Annotated in this window: 21 protein-coding genes; 10 read left to right on the top strand and 11 right to left on the bottom strand. The window is 35.8% G+C overall.

Annotated features, from left to right (window positions below; all coding sequences use genetic code 11):
- Positions 1–693: 693 nt before the first annotated feature.
- From KO524_RS14890 to KO524_RS14880, 3 genes are all read right to left on the bottom strand, one after another.
- The gene (locus KO524_RS14890) at positions 694–975 is read right to left on the bottom strand and encodes a Txe/YoeB family addiction module toxin (RefSeq protein WP_219295025.1); all 282 of its coding nucleotides are present in this window, start codon (positions 973–975) and stop codon (positions 694–696) included.
- The gene (locus tag KO524_RS14885) at positions 957–1,205 is read right to left on the bottom strand and encodes a type II toxin-antitoxin system Phd/YefM family antitoxin (RefSeq protein WP_219295024.1); all 249 of its coding nucleotides are present in this window, start codon (positions 1,203–1,205) and stop codon (positions 957–959) included. Before KO524_RS14885 ends, KO524_RS14890 begins: the two co-directional genes overlap by 19 nt.
- A 547-nt stretch (positions 1,206–1,752) precedes the next feature.
- The gene (locus KO524_RS14880; protein ID WP_219295023.1) at positions 1,753–2,259 is read right to left on the bottom strand and encodes a hypothetical protein; all 507 of its coding nucleotides are present in this window, start codon (positions 2,257–2,259) and stop codon (positions 1,753–1,755) included.
- 513 nt (positions 2,260–2,772) lie between these two features.
- On the opposite strand from KO524_RS14880, the gene KO524_RS14875 reads away from it, so the two are divergent.
- The 5 genes from KO524_RS14875 to KO524_RS14855 all read left to right on the top strand — a co-directional run bounded on the left by KO524_RS14875 (position 2,773) and on the right by KO524_RS14855 (position 8,548).
- Positions 2,773–3,768 (top strand): toxin-antitoxin system YwqK family antitoxin, encoded by a 996-nt coding sequence (locus tag KO524_RS14875; protein ID WP_219295022.1) that lies wholly within the window; start codon positions 2,773–2,775, stop codon positions 3,766–3,768.
- A gap of 146 nt (positions 3,769–3,914) precedes the next feature.
- Positions 3,915–4,244 (top strand): nucleotide pyrophosphohydrolase, encoded by a 330-nt coding sequence (locus KO524_RS14870; RefSeq protein WP_219295021.1) that lies wholly within the window; start codon positions 3,915–3,917, stop codon positions 4,242–4,244.
- Positions 4,244–6,445 carry a DNA/RNA helicase domain-containing protein gene (locus KO524_RS14865; protein WP_219295020.1) on the top strand — a complete coding sequence of 734 codons (2,202 nt, stop codon included), beginning with the start codon at positions 4,244–4,246 and terminating at the stop codon, positions 6,443–6,445. The genes KO524_RS14870 and KO524_RS14865 overlap by 1 nt, the downstream gene beginning before the upstream one ends.
- Before the next feature lie 286 nt (positions 6,446–6,731).
- Complete coding sequence (locus tag KO524_RS14860; protein WP_219295019.1) at positions 6,732–7,733, top strand: OmpA family protein; 1,002 nt, start codon at positions 6,732–6,734, stop codon at positions 7,731–7,733.
- Between the two features lie 167 nt (positions 7,734–7,900).
- Positions 7,901–8,548, top strand: coding sequence for a response regulator transcription factor (locus KO524_RS14855; protein ID WP_219295018.1), 648 nt, complete (start codon positions 7,901–7,903; stop codon positions 8,546–8,548).
- Between the two features lie 738 nt (positions 8,549–9,286).
- Here KO524_RS14855 and cysK read toward each other — a convergent pair.
- From cysK to KO524_RS14840, 3 genes are all read right to left on the bottom strand, one after another.
- Complete coding sequence (gene cysK / locus KO524_RS14850; protein ID WP_219295017.1) at positions 9,287–10,195, bottom strand: cysteine synthase A; 909 nt, start codon at positions 10,193–10,195, stop codon at positions 9,287–9,289.
- 155 nt (positions 10,196–10,350) lie between these two features.
- The gene (locus KO524_RS14845; RefSeq protein ID WP_219295016.1) at positions 10,351–11,079 is read right to left on the bottom strand and encodes a LytTR family DNA-binding domain-containing protein; all 729 of its coding nucleotides are present in this window, start codon (positions 11,077–11,079) and stop codon (positions 10,351–10,353) included.
- Complete coding sequence (locus tag KO524_RS14840; RefSeq protein ID WP_219295015.1) at positions 11,076–12,149, bottom strand: sensor histidine kinase; 1,074 nt, start codon at positions 12,147–12,149, stop codon at positions 11,076–11,078. The genes KO524_RS14845 and KO524_RS14840 overlap by 4 nt, the downstream gene beginning before the upstream one ends.
- 316 nt (positions 12,150–12,465) lie before the next feature.
- On the opposite strand from KO524_RS14840, the gene KO524_RS14835 reads away from it, so the two are divergent.
- From KO524_RS14835 to KO524_RS14825, 3 genes are read left to right on the top strand one after another with little or no spacing between them, the layout of a single operon-like run.
- On the top strand, positions 12,466–12,903 hold the full coding sequence (locus KO524_RS14835) for a hypothetical protein (RefSeq protein WP_219295014.1): 438 nt from the start codon (positions 12,466–12,468) through the stop codon (positions 12,901–12,903).
- A gap of 16 nt (positions 12,904–12,919) precedes the next feature.
- Entirely contained in the window at positions 12,920–13,888 is a 969-nt protein-coding gene (locus tag KO524_RS14830; protein WP_219295013.1) for a hypothetical protein, read from the top strand.
- A 31-nt stretch (positions 13,889–13,919) separates the two neighbouring features.
- Complete coding sequence (locus KO524_RS14825) at positions 13,920–14,132, top strand: hypothetical protein (RefSeq protein WP_219295012.1); 213 nt, start codon at positions 13,920–13,922, stop codon at positions 14,130–14,132.
- Positions 14,133–14,392: 260 nt separating this feature from the next.
- Here the strand turns inward: KO524_RS14825 and KO524_RS14820 are convergent, their stop codons facing one another.
- Positions 14,393–14,956: a GNAT family N-acetyltransferase gene (locus KO524_RS14820; RefSeq protein ID WP_219295011.1), complete on the bottom strand. Its 564-nt coding sequence runs from the start codon at positions 14,954–14,956 to the stop codon at positions 14,393–14,395.
- Positions 14,957–15,383: 427 nt separating this feature from the next.
- On the opposite strand from KO524_RS14820, the gene KO524_RS14815 reads away from it, so the two are divergent.
- Positions 15,384–15,773 (top strand): hypothetical protein, encoded by a 390-nt coding sequence (locus KO524_RS14815; protein WP_255555284.1) that lies wholly within the window; start codon positions 15,384–15,386, stop codon positions 15,771–15,773.
- Between the two features lie 208 nt (positions 15,774–15,981).
- On the opposite strand, the gene KO524_RS14810 is transcribed toward KO524_RS14815, so the two are convergent.
- From KO524_RS14810 to KO524_RS14795, 4 genes are all read right to left on the bottom strand, one after another.
- On the bottom strand, positions 15,982–16,200 hold the full coding sequence (locus KO524_RS14810; protein WP_219295010.1) for a twin-arginine translocase TatA/TatE family subunit: 219 nt from the start codon (positions 16,198–16,200) through the stop codon (positions 15,982–15,984).
- A gap of 388 nt (positions 16,201–16,588) precedes the next feature.
- A complete protein-coding gene (locus KO524_RS14805) occupies positions 16,589–17,605 on the bottom strand; it encodes a hypothetical protein (RefSeq protein WP_219295009.1) in 1,017 nt (338 codons plus the stop codon).
- Between the two features lie 126 nt (positions 17,606–17,731).
- Positions 17,732–18,721 carry a UDP-3-O-(3-hydroxymyristoyl)glucosamine N-acyltransferase gene (gene lpxD / locus KO524_RS14800; protein ID WP_219295008.1) on the bottom strand — a complete coding sequence of 330 codons (990 nt, stop codon included), beginning with the start codon at positions 18,719–18,721 and terminating at the stop codon, positions 17,732–17,734.
- 1,051 nt (positions 18,722–19,772) lie between these two features.
- Positions 19,773–21,236: a PLP-dependent aminotransferase family protein gene (locus KO524_RS14795; protein WP_219295007.1), complete on the bottom strand. Its 1,464-nt coding sequence runs from the start codon at positions 21,234–21,236 to the stop codon at positions 19,773–19,775.
- 86 nt (positions 21,237–21,322) lie between these two features.
- Between KO524_RS14795 and KO524_RS14790 the strand changes: the two genes are divergently transcribed.
- Entirely contained in the window at positions 21,323–21,772 is a 450-nt protein-coding gene (locus tag KO524_RS14790; RefSeq protein WP_219295006.1) for a GNAT family N-acetyltransferase, read from the top strand.
- Positions 21,773–21,951 lie beyond the last annotated feature (179 nt).

Here is a 21,951-nt window from a genome sequence, read left to right as displayed (position 1 = left end):
CGCAGATACGCAGATACGCAGATACGCTGATACGCTGATACGCTGATACGCTGATACGCTGATACGCTGATACGCTGATACGCTGATACGCTGATACGCTGATACGCTGATGGGCTTATAAAAAGATAAATTGTAAGGCCGCTCCCTTTTTACGTGTAAGGGCGAATACGCGTATGTGCGTATGTGCAAATAGGCTTTGTTACGCTGATAGTCCGATGGGCGTATAGGAAAGTTTACAGTTATTTGTCTAAGGTTCGGTGTAAAATAAAGAAATAATACGATTGTATCGGTCTTGTATATTTACATCAACCTTTTCCAGTAACGAACTGATTACTGGTCACTCTTTTACATCACCCTGTACCATAATGAACTGATTACCGATCACTATTTATGTATCTGCAAAAAGGCAACTCCGCATTAAAAAACGTGTTACAAAAACGCGAAAAATGTAACATGTTATTTTAAATATGCTGATGAGTGAAGGCGCATATAAGCATGAGATGTGGTCATTCGCCTCGGGTTCAATACAAAATGAAGTAAATAGGGCAGTTTTAATGGTCTTGTGGATGTACAATGCTATAAGGCAAATTTGCAAATAAACGAATGCATAAAAAGTAACAGCTTAGTTATATATACGCAGATGAGTGAATTGGTATTGCTCTTAAGTTCTAACGATATATAATAGATTTGTTTTTATTTATCGTAGTAATGTCCTTGAGCAGACAATACTGTTACGATAACTTGTAAGTTATTTATACTATAAATCAAGCGGTCTTTTGAATTAATTCGTCTGGACCAAAAACCGGATAATTGATATTTCATTTTTTCAGGTTTTCCAATGCCACTTTCTGGATGTATTTCTAATTCTTTAAAAATTTTCTCAATGATAGCAATAGCAGCTTTATTGCCAGATTTATAGATATTGGCCAATTCTTTTTTAGCTTTTTTTTCGACAATTATAATATATCTTCCCATATATTATTACTGTCTTTTATAATAGTAACAGCACCTTTTTTAGCAGCTTCGTTGGCCTTCAATATTTTTTTTACAAACTTGGGATCATACCCCTTATCTTCGAGCGTATTTATAGGCACAACAGCAAATGCTTCGCCACTTCCTCTACTGACAATGATTCGCTCTGTCTGTGCCAAATCGGCATATTTTTTAATGTTTTTTCTAAATTCAGATACGCTTATAGTTTTCATAGTATAAATAGTTCTTAAGTACAATATACTATTTATTATGTACATAAACAAGTACTTTTTATGCAATTGATTGACACTTCTGACGTACAGAAAGATTAAACATAGTCTAATCAATTTCTTCTAAAGATTTCGATGGAATTTTAAGTATGATCAGAAATCGATTTTCCACATCAACTTCTACCTAAACGAACTGATCACCGATCACTATTTACTTATCCGCAAATTTGCAAATCCGCATTAAAAAAACATCTTTTAGGCGGAATAAGGGGATTTTAGGAATTTTTTATACAGTCTTGACTTTTTGCTTCGTTAAATGGGCACCCGCCACGGGTTCAAGACAAAATGAAGAAATAGTGCATTTATTGCTGATGCTGATATGCAGATATGCTGATATGCTGATATGCAGATATGCAGATATGCAGATATGCAGATACGCTGATACGCTGATACGCTGATACGCTGATACGCTGATACGCTGATACGCTGATATGCTGATATGCTGATATGCGACTGGGCGAATCCGCGTATAGGCTTTACAGTCATACCACTAAAAAAAAACTTCTTCTTTAGTCCGTACTCTCGAATTAAACAGCAGTATGCGCTGATAACTTTCAAACGAGATAAAATCCTTAATAACATCGACGTAGAGTAAATTTTCCAGATACAGATAAAGTGTGAGATGCAGGGTATGGTCGATATTTTTTTGATCGAGAAAATCGAGGAGAATCAAGGTAAGTTCATCATTATAAAAGGCGTACGACTGTTGAACGCAGCAATTGCCATCGCGAATCAGTACGGCTATCGACAGTAAACGACGGTTTTCGAGAAACAATTTAGTAAGATTTTCTAATTGGTTTTTGTTGAGGGTACTGAGATAGGCATCAATACATTGGAGTACATACTTATTAAAACTATCGGGTAATCGAAAGCGGCGAGAAGCAATAAAATCGGGTGATACCGGAATGTCTGGGCGACTATAATCAATCGATTGTTTTCCGGTTAAGATCGAATTGATTAGGGGTATCAGTACGGCGTAAAAATCCTTTGTTTTCATAGGTCGGGCTGATTTAGAAGGGAGTAAATACTGCGGTATTGGCGGTTTTGAAGACTTAGAACAACCCTGGACTGGTGGCGCATCGTTTTCGTGCAAACAGTCGATAGCGTATCTAAAAAAAGGGGAGTAGTTAAAACATTTTTCATCGTGCCTATATTTTTAGGATTAAAAAAGGCGTGAAGCTAAAATCTATCGTCAACTGAGGTACTCGGATACCCAATAACCAGACAGACTTAGCCCACGCCAATATAAGCACAGGCGTAAGCCTATCGTTTGCGGTTATTTGAAGATTCCGAGTTTTCAGTTGTACCAAACGATAGCTTACACTTTATATAATATTTTTCAAGAGCAATGTAAAAAATAAGGCATAAAAATCCAAATGAGGAATAAAGATAATTGTGTTAAAGTTCGAAAAGTGATGTGTTTGGATTTTGTTTAAATTATAGTTCTATTTTTACAGATTTTACAGAATTATAATTTAAGTTAGATACTTTCAATGTAAACAATAAATAAATGGTTTTAAGAGGTGGTGGTTTTTTATGGATTCTTATTTTGCTAATTGTCGGATGCAAAAAAGCAGCTTTTGACGATGCTACCAAACGAAATGCCGATTGGGCGTATTGGATTGATGAAAAAACAGGTGAAAGTTCTTGGATACGAGTTGGCGACAATACAACGGTTGACGATGGTATTTACTTTTTGTTTTATCACAATGGTAATGTATATTATAAGGGTAAAATCCGAAACAAGAATAAGGTCGATACCACTTTTCATTACGGATTAGATGAGAAATTAATTAAATATATTGTTTTTCAGCCAGATACGACTTTGCATGTCTACTTACATGATGGGCCTTATACTGAATATTTTCAAGACGAAACACTATATCAAAAAGGGACGATTTCCAATGCAAGATTTAATGATGATTGGGTACGATATTACAAAAATGGTCAAATCGAATGGTTACAAGATTATAAGAATGAGACCGGTACAGTGATTTGGTACTATGAAAATGGACAAAAATCATCTATAGGTTATTTTATCAATCGCAAAGCTAACGGGGAAATAAAACATTGGTATGAAACTGGTCAAATAAAAGAATCCACTTATTGGAACAATGGTTTGCAAGAAGGGAAGAGTACTTTCTACTTTGATAATGGTCAAGTCGAATCCAGACAGTATTGGGTTGCAGGTAAACGTGAAGGTAAAACGGAATCTTGGTATGAAAATGGAAAAAAGGCTAAGGTAGGATATTATGAAAATGGCAAATTACATGGTTCCTATATTCAATGGACAGAAAAAGGAAACGTGGAAATTGATGGAAGTTATGATAATGGAATCTTAACAGCGAAAATTGTTACCTATCACGACAATGGAAAGATAGCTATGGAAGGGAAGATTAAAGACGACAAACCTGATGAAATCTGGAATTCTTATCACAAAACTGGAAAACATATTAAAACGAGATTTTTTCATAATAACGAACTTGTAAATGAGTTTAATTATTAAAATGGAGTTTTAAATATTTACAGTAATCAATCTTGTAGGTCAACCTATATTTGAGCCGTTCAAGAAGAACGATTGAACTGCTTTTATTGCCATAACATTTGTTATATTTACGATTCAGTTTCCTTCTTCAAATTAAATCGTTACTCATGAAAAATTTAGATCAAGTAATACACGAACTCATTGCATTTAGAGATGCACGTGATTGGCAACAATTCCATAATTCTAAAGATTTGGCAATAGCCTTATCAATAGAGGCGTCTGAACTTTTAGAGTTGTTTTTATGGAAAGGCAATGAGGAGTGCAATCGTGAGAGATTGAAAGAAGAATTGGCAGACGTGATGATGTATGCTTTATTATTAGCAGATAAAAATCAATTGAACATGATTGAGATTATTGAGGCGAAGATCAAAAAAAACGATGAAAAATATCCAGTCGAAAAGGCGAAAGGTACTGCTAAAAAGTATAATGAATTGTAATGAAGAGAGACTTTAGAATATCTCACACGCAGTTTGATCAAACAATATTTACGGAACTACTCCTACAAAGTCCAGAATATCTTTCTTGGCCCCTGGTATATGTGTTGAGTGATATCAAAACAAAACAAGCGTATATAGGGGAGACTACGGACGTAATTTCGCGCATGAAAAGTCATTTGAACAATCCTTATAAACAAAAATTAACGAGTGCTAATTTTATATTAAGTGATTATTTTAATAAGTCTGCAGCTTTAGACATAGAATCCAACCTGATAAAGTATGTAGCTGCTGATGGTTTTTTTCAAACGATCAATGGCAATTTAGGAATCGCTAACCATCAATATTATCAACAAAAAGAAGTTTATTGGGAACTGTTTCGCAGTATTTGGGAAGAATTGCGAAGTTTGGGAATTGCTCGATATTCACTAGAGCATATTGACAATTCAGATTTATTTAAATATTCACCGTATAAAAGTTTATCTGTTGAGCAAATACTCGGACTTAAAAAGATATTGCAATGTTTGTTAGATGATAACGCCAAAGTTAGTTTAATTGAAGGTGGAGCTGGAACGGGCAAGACTATATTAGCAATTTTCTTATTCAAGTTACTTAAAACAGATTTAAGAGATTTTAATTACAGTGACTTTGACGAAACTGATGTAGAATTATTTGAAATGTTGGAGCGTGTAAAAGAAGAATATAAAGATTTAAAGATGGCTTTGGTAATTCCGATGTCATCGTTTCGAAAAACCATCTCTAATGTTTTTAAAAACATAAAAGGTCTTAGTTCTAAAATGGTTATTGGACCTGCAGAAATGGTTCGGGAAAAATATGATTTGTTGATAATTGATGAATCTCATCGTTTGAGAAGAAGGGTGAATTTAGGTGCGTATTTTGGTAATTTCGACAGTAATTGTACAGCTTTAGGTTTAGATAAAAATACGAGTTCTGAATTGGAATGGGCACTTGTTCAATCTAAGAAAACCATCTTATTTTACGACGAAAAGCAAAGTATAAAACCCTCTGATGTATTGAAATCGGATTTTATAAAATTAAAAGCAGCTTCCACTACACGTAACGAACAATTAAAGCAACAATTCAGGGTTAAAGGGGGACGTCAATATGTTTCTTTTATCAATAAATTATTAGATCAAAAACTTAAACAGGAAGAGAAATATATTTCTAGCGAGTATGAAGTATTGATATACGACTCTTTACAATTGATGTTAAGTGACATTAAAAATAAGGAATCTCAGTTTGGTCTATCGCGTATGGTAGCTGGTTTTGCATGGGATTGGATTTCGAAGAAAGACAAAACCAAGTTTGATATTGTAGAAGGAGATGCACAATTGAAATGGAATAGTACAGCTACGGATTGGGTGAACTCCCAAAATGCTATTAATGAAGTGGGTTGTATACATACCATCCAAGGCTATGATTTAAATTATATAGGAGTTATTATTGGATCTGAAATTGGATTTGATGTTAGAACCAATAAGATTATTATTAAAAAGGAAAATTATAAAGACAAAAACGGTAAGAATTCTATCGTTGACCCAGATATTTTACATAACTATATAATAAATATTTATAAAACCATACTTCTAAGAGCAATACGAGGTACCTATATTTACGTTTGCAATCCTGATCTAAGAGCCTATTTTAAAACATATTTACCTACCAAAGAAATAAATACAATCGCTGAAACTCGGGAGTTAGTAATTCATAATCAACGTATAAGTGAAAATTGTATTCCATTTTATGATTTGCAGATTTCAGCAGGAATTTTCAGCGACTATCAAACGGTTGATGAATTGAAATATATCGAGATAGATCGCACAAATCGATATATTTCTGATTTATTTGCCTGCCGAGTAATAGGCGAATCGATGAATCGAATTATTCCAAACGGCTCCATTGTCTTGTTTAAAAAGTACAATGGTGGAAGTCGAAACGGCTTGATTTGCTTGGTAGAATCTACTGAAATTCAAGATGTTGATTTAGGAGGGCACTATACTATTAAGGAATATGAAAGTAAAAAAATAGTAGGAGATGATTATTGGCAACATACAGAAATCGTTTTAAAACCTCTATCGAGTTATGACTCTTATCAATCGATTCGATTGAGAGACGAGCAAACCGTAGATTTTAAAGTAATTGGGGTTTTTGTAAAAGTACTTGATGGTTCTTATGTAAATTAATAGAAAAATTCATAGATAAACTTTATACGTTTTTAGATTCAAAAAATATTTTAAAAATTAATAAATGGACTACGCCTTTTCGAAGTTGAACAGCAGTAAGGCGTTGCCAGCTCCGTTATAGAGTAAATAGGAGTTGGTTCATGCATATTTACATCAACTCGTTCCAAAATTGAATTAATTACTAATCCCCGACTATCAATAGATTAGCTGCTTTTTTTTGTAACATTTTTTTTGAATATTAAAATTTTTGTAGGAACTTTATAGTTATGAACCAGCAATAATAACTATGAAAAGAGTGATGTATTTAGCGGCATTGTCAGTGGTGGTGCTCTCGTGTAACAAGACAAATAAAACGGAACAGACCGTTGTTGAAAGCGAACAACAGACTGAGGAAGTTGTAGATGCCGGTGCTACACTGCAAAAGGGGAGCGATTTTGACATAAATAGCCTAACTGTATCGGAGGCGGATTTGGGCGTATTTCCATTTTTAACATTGCCTAAGGGGTTGCGAACTGTAAATCCGTTGCAAAAGAAATACGACATTTGTTTTTTCCCTATAAATGGTGTGATGACGTCGTTCGAGGGGCGACTTTACAAAGCTAATATCACTGCAGAAGATGGGGAGGAGTTTTCTCAACGTTATTTTGAGAAGAGTTTGGAAGAATACTTAGTATCGGTGGGGGCTATAAAAATTTTTGATGGGGAAATTACCAAAGAAGCATACGAGCGCTATACCAAACAGGATCCGAATAAAGGTGATCAAGGTGATATGGGCTATGCGGATCAGCAGATTAGATGCTACGTAATCCGATCTAAAGATCAGGGTAATATCTACATACAATTCACGGCGAATAATGCTGGAGGTACCCTAAACATCTTACAGGAAGAGGCTTTTAAACAAACCATAACCAAAGTATCTGCAGACGACATACAACGAGACCTTAACGACAAGGGAAAATCGATACTCTACATCCAGTTTGACTTGGATAAATCCGATATCACGGCTGATGGAGATGAGTCGGTTCGTCAAATCACTACGGTATTAAAAAGGGATCCGAGTTTAAAAATTGCAATTGAGGGGCATACGGACAATACGGGAAATGCCGCACACAACAAGGAACTATCTAAAAACCGCGCTCATGCGGTGATGCAATCCTTAATTGCACAGGGAATTGAAAAAACGCGTTTATCGGCTAAGGGCTTTGGAGCGGATAAACCTTTGGTAGCTAATGATTCGGAAGGTAATAAAGCCAAAAACCGTCGGGTGGAATTGGTGAAAATCAAGTAAAGTAAAACTTTGTTATGGTAATCGTATTGTAAACTTCAACATAACTATGGGAGTAGACGAATCTGTAAATCACGACCAGAGGCTTTAGCCGAGCGGGCATAGCAATCGGCAAATCCGCGAATGTGCAGCTAAAAAAATGTATCTTTGTACCAAACTCCTCCAAACACATGAGAGCATTGGTCATTGCGGACAAACAGGATATTACTCGATGGGGAATCACCCATTTGGTCCGCGATATGGATGAATTTCAATCCGTTCAGGAGGTGCTTACGAAAAGCAAACTTAGAGAATATATTTCCAAGCATCCTACGGCTGTAGTGTTGATGGACAATAACCGTTTTGACATGGAGAACTTTGATGAAATCTCCGATGTGGCCAAGGAATTTGTGGGGGTGGATTGGATTTTATTTTCGGATGACTTTAGTGATATCTTTTTAAAGCGTTGGTTATTAAACAAGGAAAACTTCAGTTTAATCCTCAAAACGGATTCCTTATATCAGATTCGCACTGCGATAACGGCAGCGTTGAAGGGAGAAACTTACATCTGCGAACAGTTAACCGAAAAAATTCAGAATTACAACCGTTTTTCCGGGCATGCAGATCAGGTTTTAACCCATTCGGAGCGCGAGATATTAAAGGAAATCGCTTCGGGAAAAATGACGAAAGTCATTGCCTTAGAGCGAAATCTGAGCATACATACCATTACTACCCATCGTAAAAACATCTTTAAAAAACTCGAAATTAACAACGTCCATGATGCCATTCGTTATGCCATTCGTGCGGGAATTATTGAACGCGACGACTATACGATTTAGACCGTAGTTTAGTATACCTCCTTTGATAACGAAATACCCAATTGGATAATTATCGTTTTAGTATCTCAAACTCATAGGTGCAATTGGAATCTAATACAAACCCTGCCAGCAAACCCCGTAGGGATAACAAGATTGTCGATCGTAATTCGATTATTCCCAACCCCGTCGGGATACCATGATTATAATTCCATTAACCCAAACCCCGTAGTGGTGAAATTATTGTAGATCATATTTCATTAATCCAAACCCCGTCGGGATAACAAGATCGTCGATCATAATTCGATTATTCCCAACCCCGTCGGGATACCATGATTATAATTCCATTTTTCCAAACCCCGTAGGGATTCCATGATTATAATTCCATTTTTCCAAACCCCGTAGGGGTAACATTATTGTAGATTATAATTCCATTAACCCAAACCCCGTAGGGGTGAAATTATTGTAGATCATATTTCATTAATCCAAACCCCGTAGGGATAACAAGATTGTCGATCATAATTCGATTATTCCCAACCCCGTAGGGATACCATGATTGTCGATCATAATTCCATTAATCCCAACCCCGTAGGGGTGACATGATCGTAGCTTATGATTATCCCATTAATTCAAACCCCGTAGGGGTGATATAATTATGGAGACATGATTATGGAGACATGATTATGGAGACATGATTATGGACGACATGATTATGGACGACATAATTACGAACGACATGATTATGAACGATCTAATTTTTGTTTAGAATAGATTTTCAACAGACAAATACCGTTCACCGGTATCGTAATTGATGGTTAATATTTTGGTTCCCTGTGGTAATTTGTCCGTAATCTTGTGTACACCAGCCAGTGAAGCTCCAGTAGATATACCGACAAACAAACCTTCTTGAGTAGCTGCTTTTAGTGTAAATTCATAGGCCTGAGCCTTACTGATTTGTTCGATACCGTTGAGTAAATCCACGTTAAGGTTTTTGGGAATAAATCCGGCGCCTATACCTTGAAGAGGATGAGGGGCAGCGGTACCACCGCTGAGTACGGGTGACAGTTCGGGTTCAACCGCAATGATTTTTAGGGCTGGAAATGCGTTTTTAAGCACCTCGCCTATACCGGTTAAATGTCCGCCGGTACCTACACCGCTAATAAAATAATCAAAACCTTCGGGAAAGTCGGCCAGAATTTCCATAGCTGTCGTTTTACGATGGATATCAGGATTTGCGGCATTTTCAAATTGCTGCGGTATCCAAGAACCTTCGAGTTCTTCTGCCAGCTCATATGCTTGGGCGATGGCTCCTTTCATCCCTAAATCTTTTGGGGTCAGTACCAAATCGGCACCAAAGGCTTTCATTTGTTTTTGGCGTTCTACAGACATGGAGTCGGGCATCACGATAATGAGTTTATAGCCTTTTAAAGCGGCTACCAGAGCCAAACCAATACCCGTATTTCCTGAAGTGGGTTCAATTATAGTACCTCCGGGTTGGAGTTCTCCCGATTTTTCAGCAGCTTCAATCATTCCCAAGGCAATGCGGTCCTTTAAACTTCCGCCTGGATTTGTCTTTTCCAACTTAATCCAAACTTCGTGATTGGGAAATAAATTACTCAATCGAATATGTGGGGTATTACCAATGGTTTCTAATACGCTATTGTACTTCATGATAGGCTGTAAAAAGGGTTAACTCCTTACAAAGATAAGCTTTAACTAGAAAAGATAAAAACATAAAAACTTTGGGAATACCTATATCTTTTTGAAACCAGATTTCTTTAGGATTGCCGGATAAAAAACATGAATAACTGATGACTTTGTCGGTTTTAGGACGTCAAGCCATCGTTTAAAAAACTACCGGTATACTTTTTAAAAAACGGTTTTTTGTAGATGTCGCCTATGGGAATTTCTTTGGTATTCATATACACATTGTGTTTGTCAAAAGAGGTGATGTGTTGCATATTAATCACATAAGATTTACTGACCCGAATAAAATCGTTGGATTTCATCTTTTGGGAAATGGATTTCAAGTTCATTGCTGTAATTAACTTTTGTTGTGATGTATGTACAATACAATAATCTTTTAGACCTTCAATATAATGAATATCGCTATGAAGTACTTTAAAAAACTTGCGTTCCGATTTGATAAATATATAATTTTCGCCCTCGTTTTCGGCTGTGGGTAAAGTAGCGGAATTTTGGTAATTCAAATAGGTTTGCGCTTTCTCAATCGCTTGTAGAAGGCGTTCCTTATGAATGGGTTTAAGCAAATAATCAATCGCTTGTAACTCATAGCTTTTAATAGCGTATTGAGAATAGGCTGTAGTAAAAATGGTAAGGGTATTATGATTGATTTTTTCTACAAATTCCAATCCGCTGAGTCCGGGCATTTCAATATCGACAAAAATCAAATCGACCTTGTTGTTAATTAAAAAATCAATAGCAGCATGTGCGTTGGCAAATTTAGCCACTACTTCTAGGGTCGAAATCTCTTCAATGAGTAGTTTTAAACCTGCTCTTGCAATGGGTTCGTCGTCAATGATAATGCAAATCATATCGGTAGAGTTAATTGAACGGTATACTTTTCTTTTTGATTGTCAAATATAAGCTCATAATCGTTGTTATAGAGTAACTCCAGGCGTCTTTGAATATTGATCAATCCCAAACCGTTGCTATTGGAACCGCTGTGGAATCGGGCGTCGTCGCTTTTGGAGTTAATGCATTTAAACCGTAACTTTTTACCTTCCAGATAAAAATAGATATGGATAAAAGTAGGGCCTTCGTCGAGTATAACACTGTGTTTAATGGCATTTTCAACAAAAGTGGTGAATAAATTGGGGGGAACCATAATGTTTTTTTTCTTGCTGTCGTCTATTTTACTATCAATGGAAAACGAAAAATTGTCGCGTCTAATCTTTTCGAGATTAAGAAAATTCGAAAGAAATTCTGATTCTGCGGCTAGAGAAACGTGATTTTGGTTATTTTCATAAAGTTGATAACGCAGAAATTCCGACAATTTATGTATGGTAAAAGAAGCTTTTTCCGGGTTTTGTTTTACTAAAAAGGAAACGTTGTTCAGCATATTGAATAAAAAATGCGGATTGATTTGATTTTTTAATTCGTTTAGCTCCATTTTTAGCGTTAGATTTTTTAAATCGTCGATGCGATTGCTGTCTTTTATCCAGCGTTGAAAGAGTTTTAGGGTTGTTGATGCTATTATAAAGGGAGAGAAAAATACGGTGGCGGAAATAATTTCTTTGGAGGGTTTTTTCCAATGTATTTTATCGACCAGTCGAAAGGGTTCAAAATAAATCTCGGCTATCAATTTGAGCAGTATAATTCCCAAAGCGACCATAACAAAAACCAGTAGGAGGTAACTGATGTAGTACGATTTAAAAAAGAAACGAGGTACTAAAACATACATATTGATATAAAACATAGAAACGAAGACTACGTAGGCGGTAGCCAAACTATAATATTCATAATTTCCAGAATATTCTTGCCAGTCTCTGGCATTTAAAATAAAGATGATGAGTATGATTAATATGGCAGTATGACGAAAAAAGCGAAAGCGATTTTCGATCAGCAAATTAATAAACGGATTGCATTTGAAGCTGTGTTCCATAATCGAGTGCCTCTTATTTTACGTATAATCGGTAAAACTACGGTTTTCTAATTAGGTACTACAGTATTTAGTAGTGCTTTTAGTTGTTGTTTATTGAATTAAGACTGGGGACTTAGGGTTTTGGTATAATAAATTGCGGCTTTGGTAGAATAGTTTAGGTCAGTAGTTATCCGTGTTTAGTGGTAACACTTGGCTGTATGCAAATAAAAGAAATAAGCTACAAACGGTTTTGGTATAATAAATAAGGGCTTTGGTAGAATAGTTTTGCTCCGTGATCTATAAAAGGTGTCATTTGCGATACTAAATAGGAAAAATCGTGATACTAGACTTTCATAAATGGATGCAAACGCCTGAGTTAACAAAGCTAACAACGCGGCAAAAAAACGATAAACTCATTCAGCTTATCGATATCAATAAGTTTATAAGTGGTTATCATTCGGAAGAAATTGAGATGGTCGATTGTTTAAGTTCGTCGGTAAATATCATCAACATCAAAGAAAATTTATCGGGTTTGGTATTTTATGAATTGGATTCTTTTTTCAACGAAAGCTTTCATAAAAACTTAGCCAGAGAACTGTTGTTAAAAACCAAGTTAGAACGAAAGCTAAACGAATTGTGGTTGATTTTTGTGAAAGACGATTACCGCAACACGACGGTATCGATAGAGCCTAAGCAATTATCGGCCTTTACGAATTTGTTTGAACAAATATTTCTGTTTGACTTTCATAAATCGTCGATTCAAAAAATCATTTAATTCTACACCAAAACAAATGCATAGAATACTTACTAGTTTGATATTGGTATTGTTGTCTGTATGTGGATATAGTCAGAAGCAAGACAGTTTAACCGAGAAAATAAAGACGGTTTTGGCAGATAAGTTCCCTGCGACTCGAGTTTTAAATTTGGAATACCAACAACTTTCTCCCTATAAAACCACTTTGAAATCGGCAACCGGTTCTACTTCTCAAGAAATTAAGATAAAACAATTGGAACAGGTTCGATTTAATGCCAATATTGATTTGTATAAAAAACAACAATGGGTATTGTCAACCTCATTATATTACCAATACACTTCGTTTAATGGGCAAGCCCACTTGCAGCAACCGTTGGCAATTAATTCCTTTTCGGGAGATTTCCACTACCACAGTACCTCATTAAACCTAAGTCATTTTAGACGATTATTTCAAAAAACCGCTATTTTTAATGCCAGTATCAGCGTAAATGGTAGCGAAGAACACTTTGAACGGGTAAAGGGATTTTTAACCGGCGTAGTGGTTCTAAAACATACAGCTGAAACCACCATGTCGCTAGGGGTAATCGCTATTTTAGAACCCAGTGTTGAAATTCCCATCTTACCCGTTTTTACTTATGAAAGAAGATTCCTTAACCAATGGGTATTAGATATCGCCTTACCTCAAAAGGTCATGTTGCGAAAGCCCTTGTTTGATCACAGTAGAATTTCGTTAGGCACGCAGCTCAATACCACATCTTTTTATATGTACAGCACTCCAAAGCAAACGTATGAATTGAGACAATTGGAAATCAATTCGGGTATTACCTACGAACGTAATTTGGGGCATTCAATTATTGCAACACTGAAAACGGGTATGCAAAACACCTTTAATTCAAGGATTTTTGAGAAGGAAAAGTCATTTAAAAACTACGCTATCGAAAACACATCGAAACCGAGTTTTTATTTAAGTGCCGGTATTTCTTTTAATCCTTTTTATAAAAAATAATCTTTAATATCAACAGTACAATTTTATAGTTATGGTTCGGATTTTTAAAACCAACGTTTCTAATTTGATTCAAGGAAATCACATCATGCGCAGTTTATTGGCTCATTATCCCAACAGTGTTATTAACTTCGATTTAGAAGACTGCGATAATATTTTGCGAGTAGATGCTCGTGGAGTACAGTCGGAAGATATCGTAAGTCAATTGCAAAATTTAGGATTTCAATGTATCGAAATAGAGGGATAGCCTAACTTATAATTTGTTTGTATTTCAATGGGGGCGTTTGGAAAGAATAAAACGACCCCATTGAAACGGACATTATGGATATAGGTCAATTTCAGTTTTACAAAATTTCAAAAACTGTGATTGTAAATCGAATTTCAAATCTTGGTTTTTGGTAGCGTATGATGACCTCTGTTTGGTGTTTAAATGGTATGCCAGCAATCTATTGAGTCCAAGGGCAAACTTACGATCCCTTCGGGTCTAGTGCTGTTTGTTAAACATCCTTAAAGTATGGTATTTTGCTTAACCGACAAACTCATCGTTAAATTGTCGTAATACCGATTGCTGTGATTAAAGAAATTTTTGATGATGCCATTTTCTAAAAACCCCATTTTTTTATACAGAGCAATAGCCATTTTATTTTCGGTATAGACCTGTAACCAAAGCAGTTCTAATATGGGGTTTTCTTTTGCCCAACGAATACCGTGTTGCATCAATTGCGTGCCGAGGCCGCTGTTTCTCCAGTCACTAAGTATTCCCATACCAATAACAGCAGTATGTTGCATCATGCTTCGATGGTGACCGCTAATATCGATATTCCCAATGATACGACCTTCAAATTCGGCGACAATTAGCAGCGAATTGTCTTTTTCTAGAAAGGACTGAATCCAGTTTTCTTCCTGTTCTAAAGTCATGGTGAATTCTTCGGGAGATTGCGGAATGTATTCACTATCGGCTAAATATGCTTTTATGGTTTGTATAAGTGGTAAAGCGTCTGAAACACGAGCTGGTCTTAAGGTAATTTCTTGACCGTTTTTGAGTAAAACGGTTTGTGGAATAAAGGTCATAATGAGTTTTTTATTGGGTGTTGATGACCAAAAATATAAGTTTTTTTTATGGTAGTACACATTCCAGCGAATATAATTTAATACCTGCTTGATTTTGGGTCTGTATTTTAGTTAGTGGGCGATTAAAAATTAGGCTAAAGGCGAAATAGTTTTTGATTTATGCTGTGTTTTGTAGCCTAGTGTTCAAATCAGGTAAGCAATGCTTGTTTGGGTTGTGGTAAAAACCTTGCATATTGGTAATTCAACTGGTATTCGATGTGTATTCTTTCTACAAAGTGAGGTATTTTACGACTAAATTTTATAGTTAATTAAAATTAATAGTTAATATTTTTCACATTTTATATGTTTTTATCCATATATTTACGCAATGAACTATTATTGGCACTAGATTTGCAATTCTATTCAGTGTAACCTTAAAAGATATATTATGAAAAATTCAATGAAAGCTATTTTTAAAGTATTAGGAGTCTTGTTGGTTACTGTTTTTGTGATGGCAGCCTGTAGTAAAGACGATGATCCTGCAGACAACGATTTGTTTGTTGGAACCTACAAAGGGCATATTAGTTATGTAACAGACGGTGAAAATATCGACAAGGCAGACGGGAATGTACGTGTGGTTAAAGTAGGGAATAATTACAACTTTATATTTTCGGACAACATTCCAGATATTACGGGAGTGGAATTTGAAAAGAAAGGAGACAATAGCGTAATCAGTGTGGGTTCAAACGACACGCATTACATTAAAATTGACGACAGTAAATTATTGATTGCCTACGCAAAAGACGGTAAACTTTGGACGGCAAATGCCAACAGATAATCAACGATAAAGCCGTTTTTAATTTTCTAGCTTTATAGCTCGTGATTCCTCGATTTAATACATCGGGAAGAGTAAGGGAAAAACAACAATTAAAAAGGGCTGTAGTAAACCTTCGCAAATTTTGCGAGGGTTTTTTTATGTGTACAATTCAATATAAAAAAAGAAAGCGCTAATTTCTTAGCGCGTTATGATATAGAAGAGAGTAAAACTACTCTGCTTTGGGCTGTTCTTCCTGAGCTTGTGGGGCGGTTTTTGTAGTTGGATTGTCATTCTCTTTGGTAGCATTTTTAAATTCCTTGATACCGGTTCCTAAACCTTTCATCAATTCTGGGATTTTTTTACCTCCAAACAACAACAATACAAATGCAACAACTAAAATAAGTTCAGAAGGAGCTATTGCTCCAAGAAATACTAAGGATGAATACATGGTGTAAGAAATTATTATTATAAAGTACAAATGTAATTTTTTACATTATTTTTTCGGGTTTTCTTATGATTAATTTAACTCTGTTGAGGTTATCGTATTTGAAACCTCAATGTGTTGTTAAATTTAAAATAATTTAAAACTTTGATAAATTGTTAAACTTTAAACTTTTTTGCGGTATATACTGAGGCGTTTACGGCGAAATTAGAACAAAAGTTTAGAAAAAAATATTCTAAAAAAAAATATAAGCCCGTGAATGTGAGACGAGTTAAGTATTCTTTTAGCCCATTTTAGAGTTTAAATCGTTGTTATTTGTACTTCAATTTGATCTCGATAGGATGTGGCAAAAAATAAAACTATAGTTTTAAAGCTAAAAACCTTCTTTTTTATATTAATTCAGTGGTTTGTTTGCGATTAAAACCGTTTTTAAGTTTTTAGAATCGGTAAAAAACTCCAGATGTATAAATTGGTCTTTAGTGCTAAATTCGACTTGTAAGTAGGTGTCGTCATTTTCTTCAACCACTTGTGTCCACTGGGGCAAATAGCCCTTAAATTCGTGTAAACACCATTCTAAAGAAGAGTAATTCATTTCTAAATTAAACGGTAAACCGGTAACTATGCTCTGGTCTAAGGTATAAAAACTATAATATTCCAAGCCGTTTTTCATTTTGACATACAATAGACCGATGCTTTCATCGAGATTCCAACTGTAATATTTACCGTCGACTGCTGTTTCAAATTCGTGAATAGTGGGCTGTGAATTTATTTTTTTGGTAAAATAGGAAGCGTTTAATGGAAAGGCAATGGTTTTGCCATTTGGGATGATTTTTTTAAGATTGGCTGAGGTTTTTTTTTCGGGTTCCTCAAAACTAAATTCGGAATCGGCCGTGGAAGTATAGTCGGCATAATCGGTCGTGATTGCTGTACTATCCGCTGTGGTTTCATAAACTTCTTGTACTACTTGATAATCGCTTTCAAGAAATTGTCGCAGTTCTTTTTCAAATTCTCCAGTTGAATTTACTTTTGTTCCAGCTACTTGATTATTGCGATTATCCAAAGCGCTTTCTATGGTCACTTTAATTTCGGATTTTTTTTCGTTTAGGCGAACAACTTCGATATTCCAGTTGGTTTGAACCAAAAAAGCATCGGCTTTGGCGTTCTTTAAAACGGCATATTTATCTAGTGAACGATCGCCTTGACGCGGATTGATTAGTTCGTAGCTGCTGCCTTGTATATTGTCGCCTTTATAGCCGTCTGTAATTCCGTCGTTTTTTAGTTCATGCGGAAAAGCATACACCATTTCCATGATTAAGTCGTCGTTTTTATCGATTTTAAATACATTGGAATTCTGAGCAAATAGGCTAACACAAGTGAGTAAGCAAATACTGATGAGGTATATTTTTTTCATATAATTGGAGAATGTTTAAGTAAATTGATTCGTTTGTAAAACGTGACCGTTTGTAAAACTCAAAAATAATAAAAAATCCTGCGCTTGGAGCTGCAGGATTTTTTTATTAATTCGGTTATAAGAATCTTAGTTGGATACTAATTGTTTGAGTTTTGCCCATTGTTTTAAGGCGTTACGCGCTTCTACAGCAGGATAACCCAACATGGTTTTTCCGGCTTGAACATCGCCTGTTACACCTGATCCAGCACCGATAACAGCACCATCTCCTATGGTTACATGATCTTTAATAGAGGCGCTTCCACCTATCATAACTTGATTGCCCAAGGTTACGGATCCGGCTAAACCGCTATTTCCTGCCATAATACAAAAACGACCCAATACACTATTGTGTCCAATTTGAACTAAATTGTCTATTTTACAGCCGTCTCCAATAATGGTAGCACTAAATTTTCCGCGATCGACACATGAATTGGCGCCAATTTCAACGTGATTGCCTATAATTACATTTCCAATTTGTGGAATTTTAACCAAGCCACGCTCGGGACAAGGTCGGAAACCAAATCCATCTGCTCCAATGCTGGCATTGGGATGAATAATACAGTCTTTTCCAATATGACAACGTTCTCTGATTGTTGTACCAGACCACAATACAGTACGGTCACCTATAGTACACTCGTCTAAAATAGTTACGTTCGGATAAATGGTAACATCTTTTCCTAAAACTACCTTGGGACCGATATAACAACCGGCTCCTATACGTGAACCTTCTCCAATTACGGCTAAAGGATCTACCACGGCATTTGGATGAATTTCTGTATGAAATTGAGGACTACTAGGCGCGAATAAATCCAATACTTGAGACATGGCTAAATCGGCATTTTTTACCTTGATAAAAGCGCGATTATCACCTGGTGAAATAGAAATATCTTCATTTACAACGGCTACACAAGCTTTGGAGCTGGTCCAAAGACGTTCGTATTTCTTGCTTCCGATGAATGAAATTTCAGTATCACAGGCGCGTTCCAATTGCTCAGGAGCCTTTATCATTTGCAGGGTATTGCCAACGATAATGCCTTTTAGAACTTGATTGATTTCTTCAATGGAATATGATTTCATTTATGGTATTGTTGATTTGTTTTTCAGTTGCCAAATAAACAAATTAAACATTATATCTCCTAATTTTGTTTAGTTATAAAAATGGATCCTTATTGTTATCTTAAAAATGAAATAAAATGTTTGGTTTTTCTATTTGGTTAAGGTGATAACGCAGCTTTAAAAAATTAATTGTTTTAGCTCTAGGGCACCTTGTGTAAATACCACGGAAAGTTGACATTAAATGCAGTTGAAACCAACAAAATCAGGCTTTAGTGCAATATGTTAAAGTTTAAATATAATTGTAATATTAAATATTTTCAGCGCTAATAGAACCGGATTAAAGGACTACAAATAGTATAGTCTCGAAGAATTTTATGTTTTACGGAGAAGTTATTGCATAAAAAAAGGCCGTCTCAAGTTATGATACGGCCTCTTAAATGTTGAATGAATGAATAAAAAACGAGATAGATTAGCCAATTTGACACCAGGTTTTTCAAGCCTATTGTCTTCTGTTATTTTCCAATGTAGGAATCGACGACCAATCCAATCTATTATATCTTTAATAATGTTTTCTAAGAATTGATGCAAATATACATATTTATAAAATAAGAATTGTTAAAAATAAGTCTTATTAATATTTATTTTATGCAATATGCTGCATATGGATTTGTTTTTAGTATTGTTTAGGAAATTAATCACTAGTATTAGTGGTTTGTATGGATTAAAATACTGTTTTTTAATAAATCTATGGTTTCTGAGCGTGTAGTTCGGCTAAGGATGTTGGAAATTTTTTATTAGGGAATAGCGTTTTAGTAGATATTCAGTTAAAGATGAGGAGTATGTTTTTTTATACTGACGGCTAATAGGAGGTGTTTTGCTGCTACATGCTGAGAAAAAAAAGTGCTGTTGCTGTTGTTATCGCTTTCTTAAAGTGTCTTTGCGATTAAATATTTTTTGTATTATGAAATCATTAAAATACCGCATCCTTAAAGATGCTAAGCGTTTTGAGGGAGTAATACTAAAAGTAGACAGCTTTATCAATCATCAAATCTCTAGTCTAGATTCCTTTTTGTTATTTAGTATTCAATTGCAAACAACATTTTTTTAAAATAGCAACAGTTGTGTCTAGCTCTCTTTCGTTTAACGAGGCAAACCCAAAGCGAAACGCATTGTGGGTTTTGTTGATTTCATTGATTTGCAAATGGAATTCTGAGGCTTTTTTTTGAAGGCTATGTACCGAAATTTCCCTATGTAGAATGATCCACATCGCCATACCTCCCGACGGATTGTCAAAGCTTATATATGGATACAGTTCTGTATTAAGCAAATGAGTGAGGTATTCTCTGCGTAATTGATAGGTTTTTTTAGCCTTTTTTACATGGCGCTTTAGTTCACTATCAGCAATTAGAACCGCCAGTGCATCTTGCATATAGCCGTCACCACCAATATCGATCATCTTTCTAAAAGCTACAGCTTGCGTTATAAAATTCTTGGGAGCAATCATAAAACCAATGCGTAAAGAGGGGTCTAAAATCTTTGAAAACGAACCGATATAGATAATATTTCCCAGATGTTGTGCACTGGCCAACGGCAAATAAGGCGACGAACTGTAGTGGAAATCGTAGTCGTAATCGTCTTCTATGATGACAAACGTATAACGTTTTGATAAATTCAATAAATGCATCCGTCTCTCCGTGCTCAGGGTTACTGTAGTAGGGTAGTGATGGTGTGGTATTACGTAGACGGCAGTAATCCGTTGTGTTTGGCAAAGTACTTCTAATTGGTCGGTATCTATACCCCATTGATCAACGGTCAGTTCGATGAGTTGAGCTCCAGATTGTCTAAAGACTGTATTGGCCATAGGGTAGTTTGGAGTCCCCACCACTATGGTTGATTGAGAATCTAAAAGCAATTGACTACTGAGATATATACTCATCTGTGCTCCATGAGTTATTAGTAAATTGTCTATAGTGAGGTTGAGTCCGCGACTTACGGCTAGGTAATTGACCAATTCTAAGCGCAAAACCAAGGTGCCTTGTGCCATATTCTGCTCAATATTTTTGCGTGCATACCTTTGGAGTAATAGCGATCTATAAGTTTTTAACAACAAATCGATTGGCGAAATACGGATATCTGGACGCCCATCGTCTATGATGATTTCAGCACGCGTAATCGCTGGTCTTAATTGGGGTGTAGCTGCGTTTTTAAAATCGGCATTCATCGCATTTTCATAAGGTAAAAGCGACTTTTCCGCCTGCCAGCTTTTTGGTGGTAGCAGGGGAATGCGCTCGGAAACGATGGTTTTTTTTCTGGGTACTATCGCAATCCAATCCTGACTGTGTAGTTCCTCATAAGCTGCAACAATGGTTTTGCGGTGCAATTGTAGTGTTTTCGACAATTCCCTACTGCTGGGCAAGGTCGATCCCGGTTTTAGAATTCCGTTTTGAATAGCTTGGCTCAAGCTAAAGGCAATTTGTTGATAAAGGGGCTTGCGGCTGTTTTTATCCAAATTAAAAAGACTTTCGAATGGAAACATATGGACTACTTAAAAAGTTAAAACTGGTACACAAATATAGTCCAACTTGCTTTTAATTTTGCGGTAGTAATCAAAAAATAAATATCATGAAGTTTCAAATTAAAAAAGCGGGTTTAGAAGATTTAGATCAAACAGCTGCCTTGTACAATCTATACCGTATTTTTTACCGACAACCGTCCGATTTAGAACGTGGAAGAGCCTTTTTAAAAGAGCGTTTTCAAAATATGGAATCGGAAGTGTTCTTGGTAATGGTCGATAATAATGCCGTTGGATTTGTTCAGTTATACAAATTGTTTCACTACGGTAAATTGCAAAAACAATGGTTGTTGAGCGACTTATTTGTGCATCCGGATTATAGAGGACAAGGACTGTCTGTCGCATTAATTGACCGATGTAAACAATGGTGTGAAGAAACCCAGGCCTGTGGTTTGCTGCTCGAAACGGAAAAAACCAACGACATCGGAAATCAATTGTATCCGCGTTGTGGATTTGTACGTGACGATGTGCATAATTATTATAATTATTGGTTGTCTTAAACGGATAATATAGGTCCTAACGGTTCAAAGAAATAATTTTAAAAGCGGTCGTAAACTCAGTTTTACGACCGCTTTTTGTGTATGCGCAAAAAGCGGTGTTGTTTTTTGTCTCTTAGATGGCTTGTTGTAAGGAGCAGATTTACTCACTGTTTTTTACAAGTCTGGTTGTTTCGTTGTAA

This window comes from Flavobacterium sp. NKUCC04_CG (genome assembly GCF_019345525.1).
GTDB lineage: Bacteria > Bacteroidota > Bacteroidia > Flavobacteriales > Flavobacteriaceae > Flavobacterium.
This window is presented reverse-complemented; position numbering and strand designations above follow the sequence as displayed.

What these genes read in the sequence shown, in the direction of transcription:
- KO524_RS14810 (WP_219295010.1), bottom strand. Translation starts at nt 16,200, where the DNA reads ATGTATTCATCCTTAGTATTTCTTGGAGCAATAGCTCCTTCTGAACTT.
- KO524_RS14840 (WP_219295015.1), bottom strand. Translation starts at nt 12,149, where the DNA reads ATGGAACACAGCTTCAAATGCAATCCGTTTATTAATTTGCTGATCGAA.
- KO524_RS14815 (WP_255555284.1), top strand. Translation starts at nt 15,384, where the DNA reads ATGAAAAATTCAATGAAAGCTATTTTTAAAGTATTAGGAGTCTTGTTG.
- KO524_RS14865 (WP_219295020.1), top strand. Translation starts at nt 4,244, where the DNA reads ATGAAGAGAGACTTTAGAATATCTCACACGCAGTTTGATCAAACAATA.
- KO524_RS14795 (WP_219295007.1), bottom strand. Translation starts at nt 21,236, where the DNA reads ATGTTTCCATTCGAAAGTCTTTTTAATTTGGATAAAAACAGCCGCAAG.
- KO524_RS14855 (WP_219295018.1), top strand. Translation starts at nt 7,901, where the DNA reads ATGAGAGCATTGGTCATTGCGGACAAACAGGATATTACTCGATGGGGA.
- KO524_RS14880 (WP_219295023.1), bottom strand. Translation starts at nt 2,259, where the DNA reads ATGAAAACAAAGGATTTTTACGCCGTACTGATACCCCTAATCAATTCG.
- KO524_RS14805 (WP_219295009.1), bottom strand. Translation starts at nt 17,605, where the DNA reads ATGAAAAAAATATACCTCATCAGTATTTGCTTACTCACTTGTGTTAGC.
- KO524_RS14885 (WP_219295024.1), bottom strand. Translation starts at nt 1,205, where the DNA reads ATGAAAACTATAAGCGTATCTGAATTTAGAAAAAACATTAAAAAATAT.
- KO524_RS14825 (WP_219295012.1), top strand. Translation starts at nt 13,920, where the DNA reads ATGGTTCGGATTTTTAAAACCAACGTTTCTAATTTGATTCAAGGAAAT.
- cysK (WP_219295017.1), bottom strand. Translation starts at nt 10,195, where the DNA reads ATGAAGTACAATAGCGTATTAGAAACCATTGGTAATACCCCACATATT.
- KO524_RS14870 (WP_219295021.1), top strand. Translation starts at nt 3,915, where the DNA reads ATGAAAAATTTAGATCAAGTAATACACGAACTCATTGCATTTAGAGAT.
- KO524_RS14890 (WP_219295025.1), bottom strand. Translation starts at nt 975, where the DNA reads ATGGGAAGATATATTATAATTGTCGAAAAAAAAGCTAAAAAAGAATTG.
- lpxD (WP_219295008.1), bottom strand. Translation starts at nt 18,721, where the DNA reads ATGAAATCATATTCCATTGAAGAAATCAATCAAGTTCTAAAAGGCATT.
- KO524_RS14820 (WP_219295011.1), bottom strand. Translation starts at nt 14,956, where the DNA reads ATGACCTTTATTCCACAAACCGTTTTACTCAAAAACGGTCAAGAAATT.
- KO524_RS14845 (WP_219295016.1), bottom strand. Translation starts at nt 11,079, where the DNA reads ATGATTTGCATTATCATTGACGACGAACCCATTGCAAGAGCAGGTTTA.
- KO524_RS14830 (WP_219295013.1), top strand. Translation starts at nt 12,920, where the DNA reads ATGCATAGAATACTTACTAGTTTGATATTGGTATTGTTGTCTGTATGT.
- KO524_RS14860 (WP_219295019.1), top strand. Translation starts at nt 6,732, where the DNA reads ATGAAAAGAGTGATGTATTTAGCGGCATTGTCAGTGGTGGTGCTCTCG.
- KO524_RS14790 (WP_219295006.1), top strand. Translation starts at nt 21,323, where the DNA reads ATGAAGTTTCAAATTAAAAAAGCGGGTTTAGAAGATTTAGATCAAACA.
- KO524_RS14875 (WP_219295022.1), top strand. Translation starts at nt 2,773, where the DNA reads ATGGTTTTAAGAGGTGGTGGTTTTTTATGGATTCTTATTTTGCTAATT.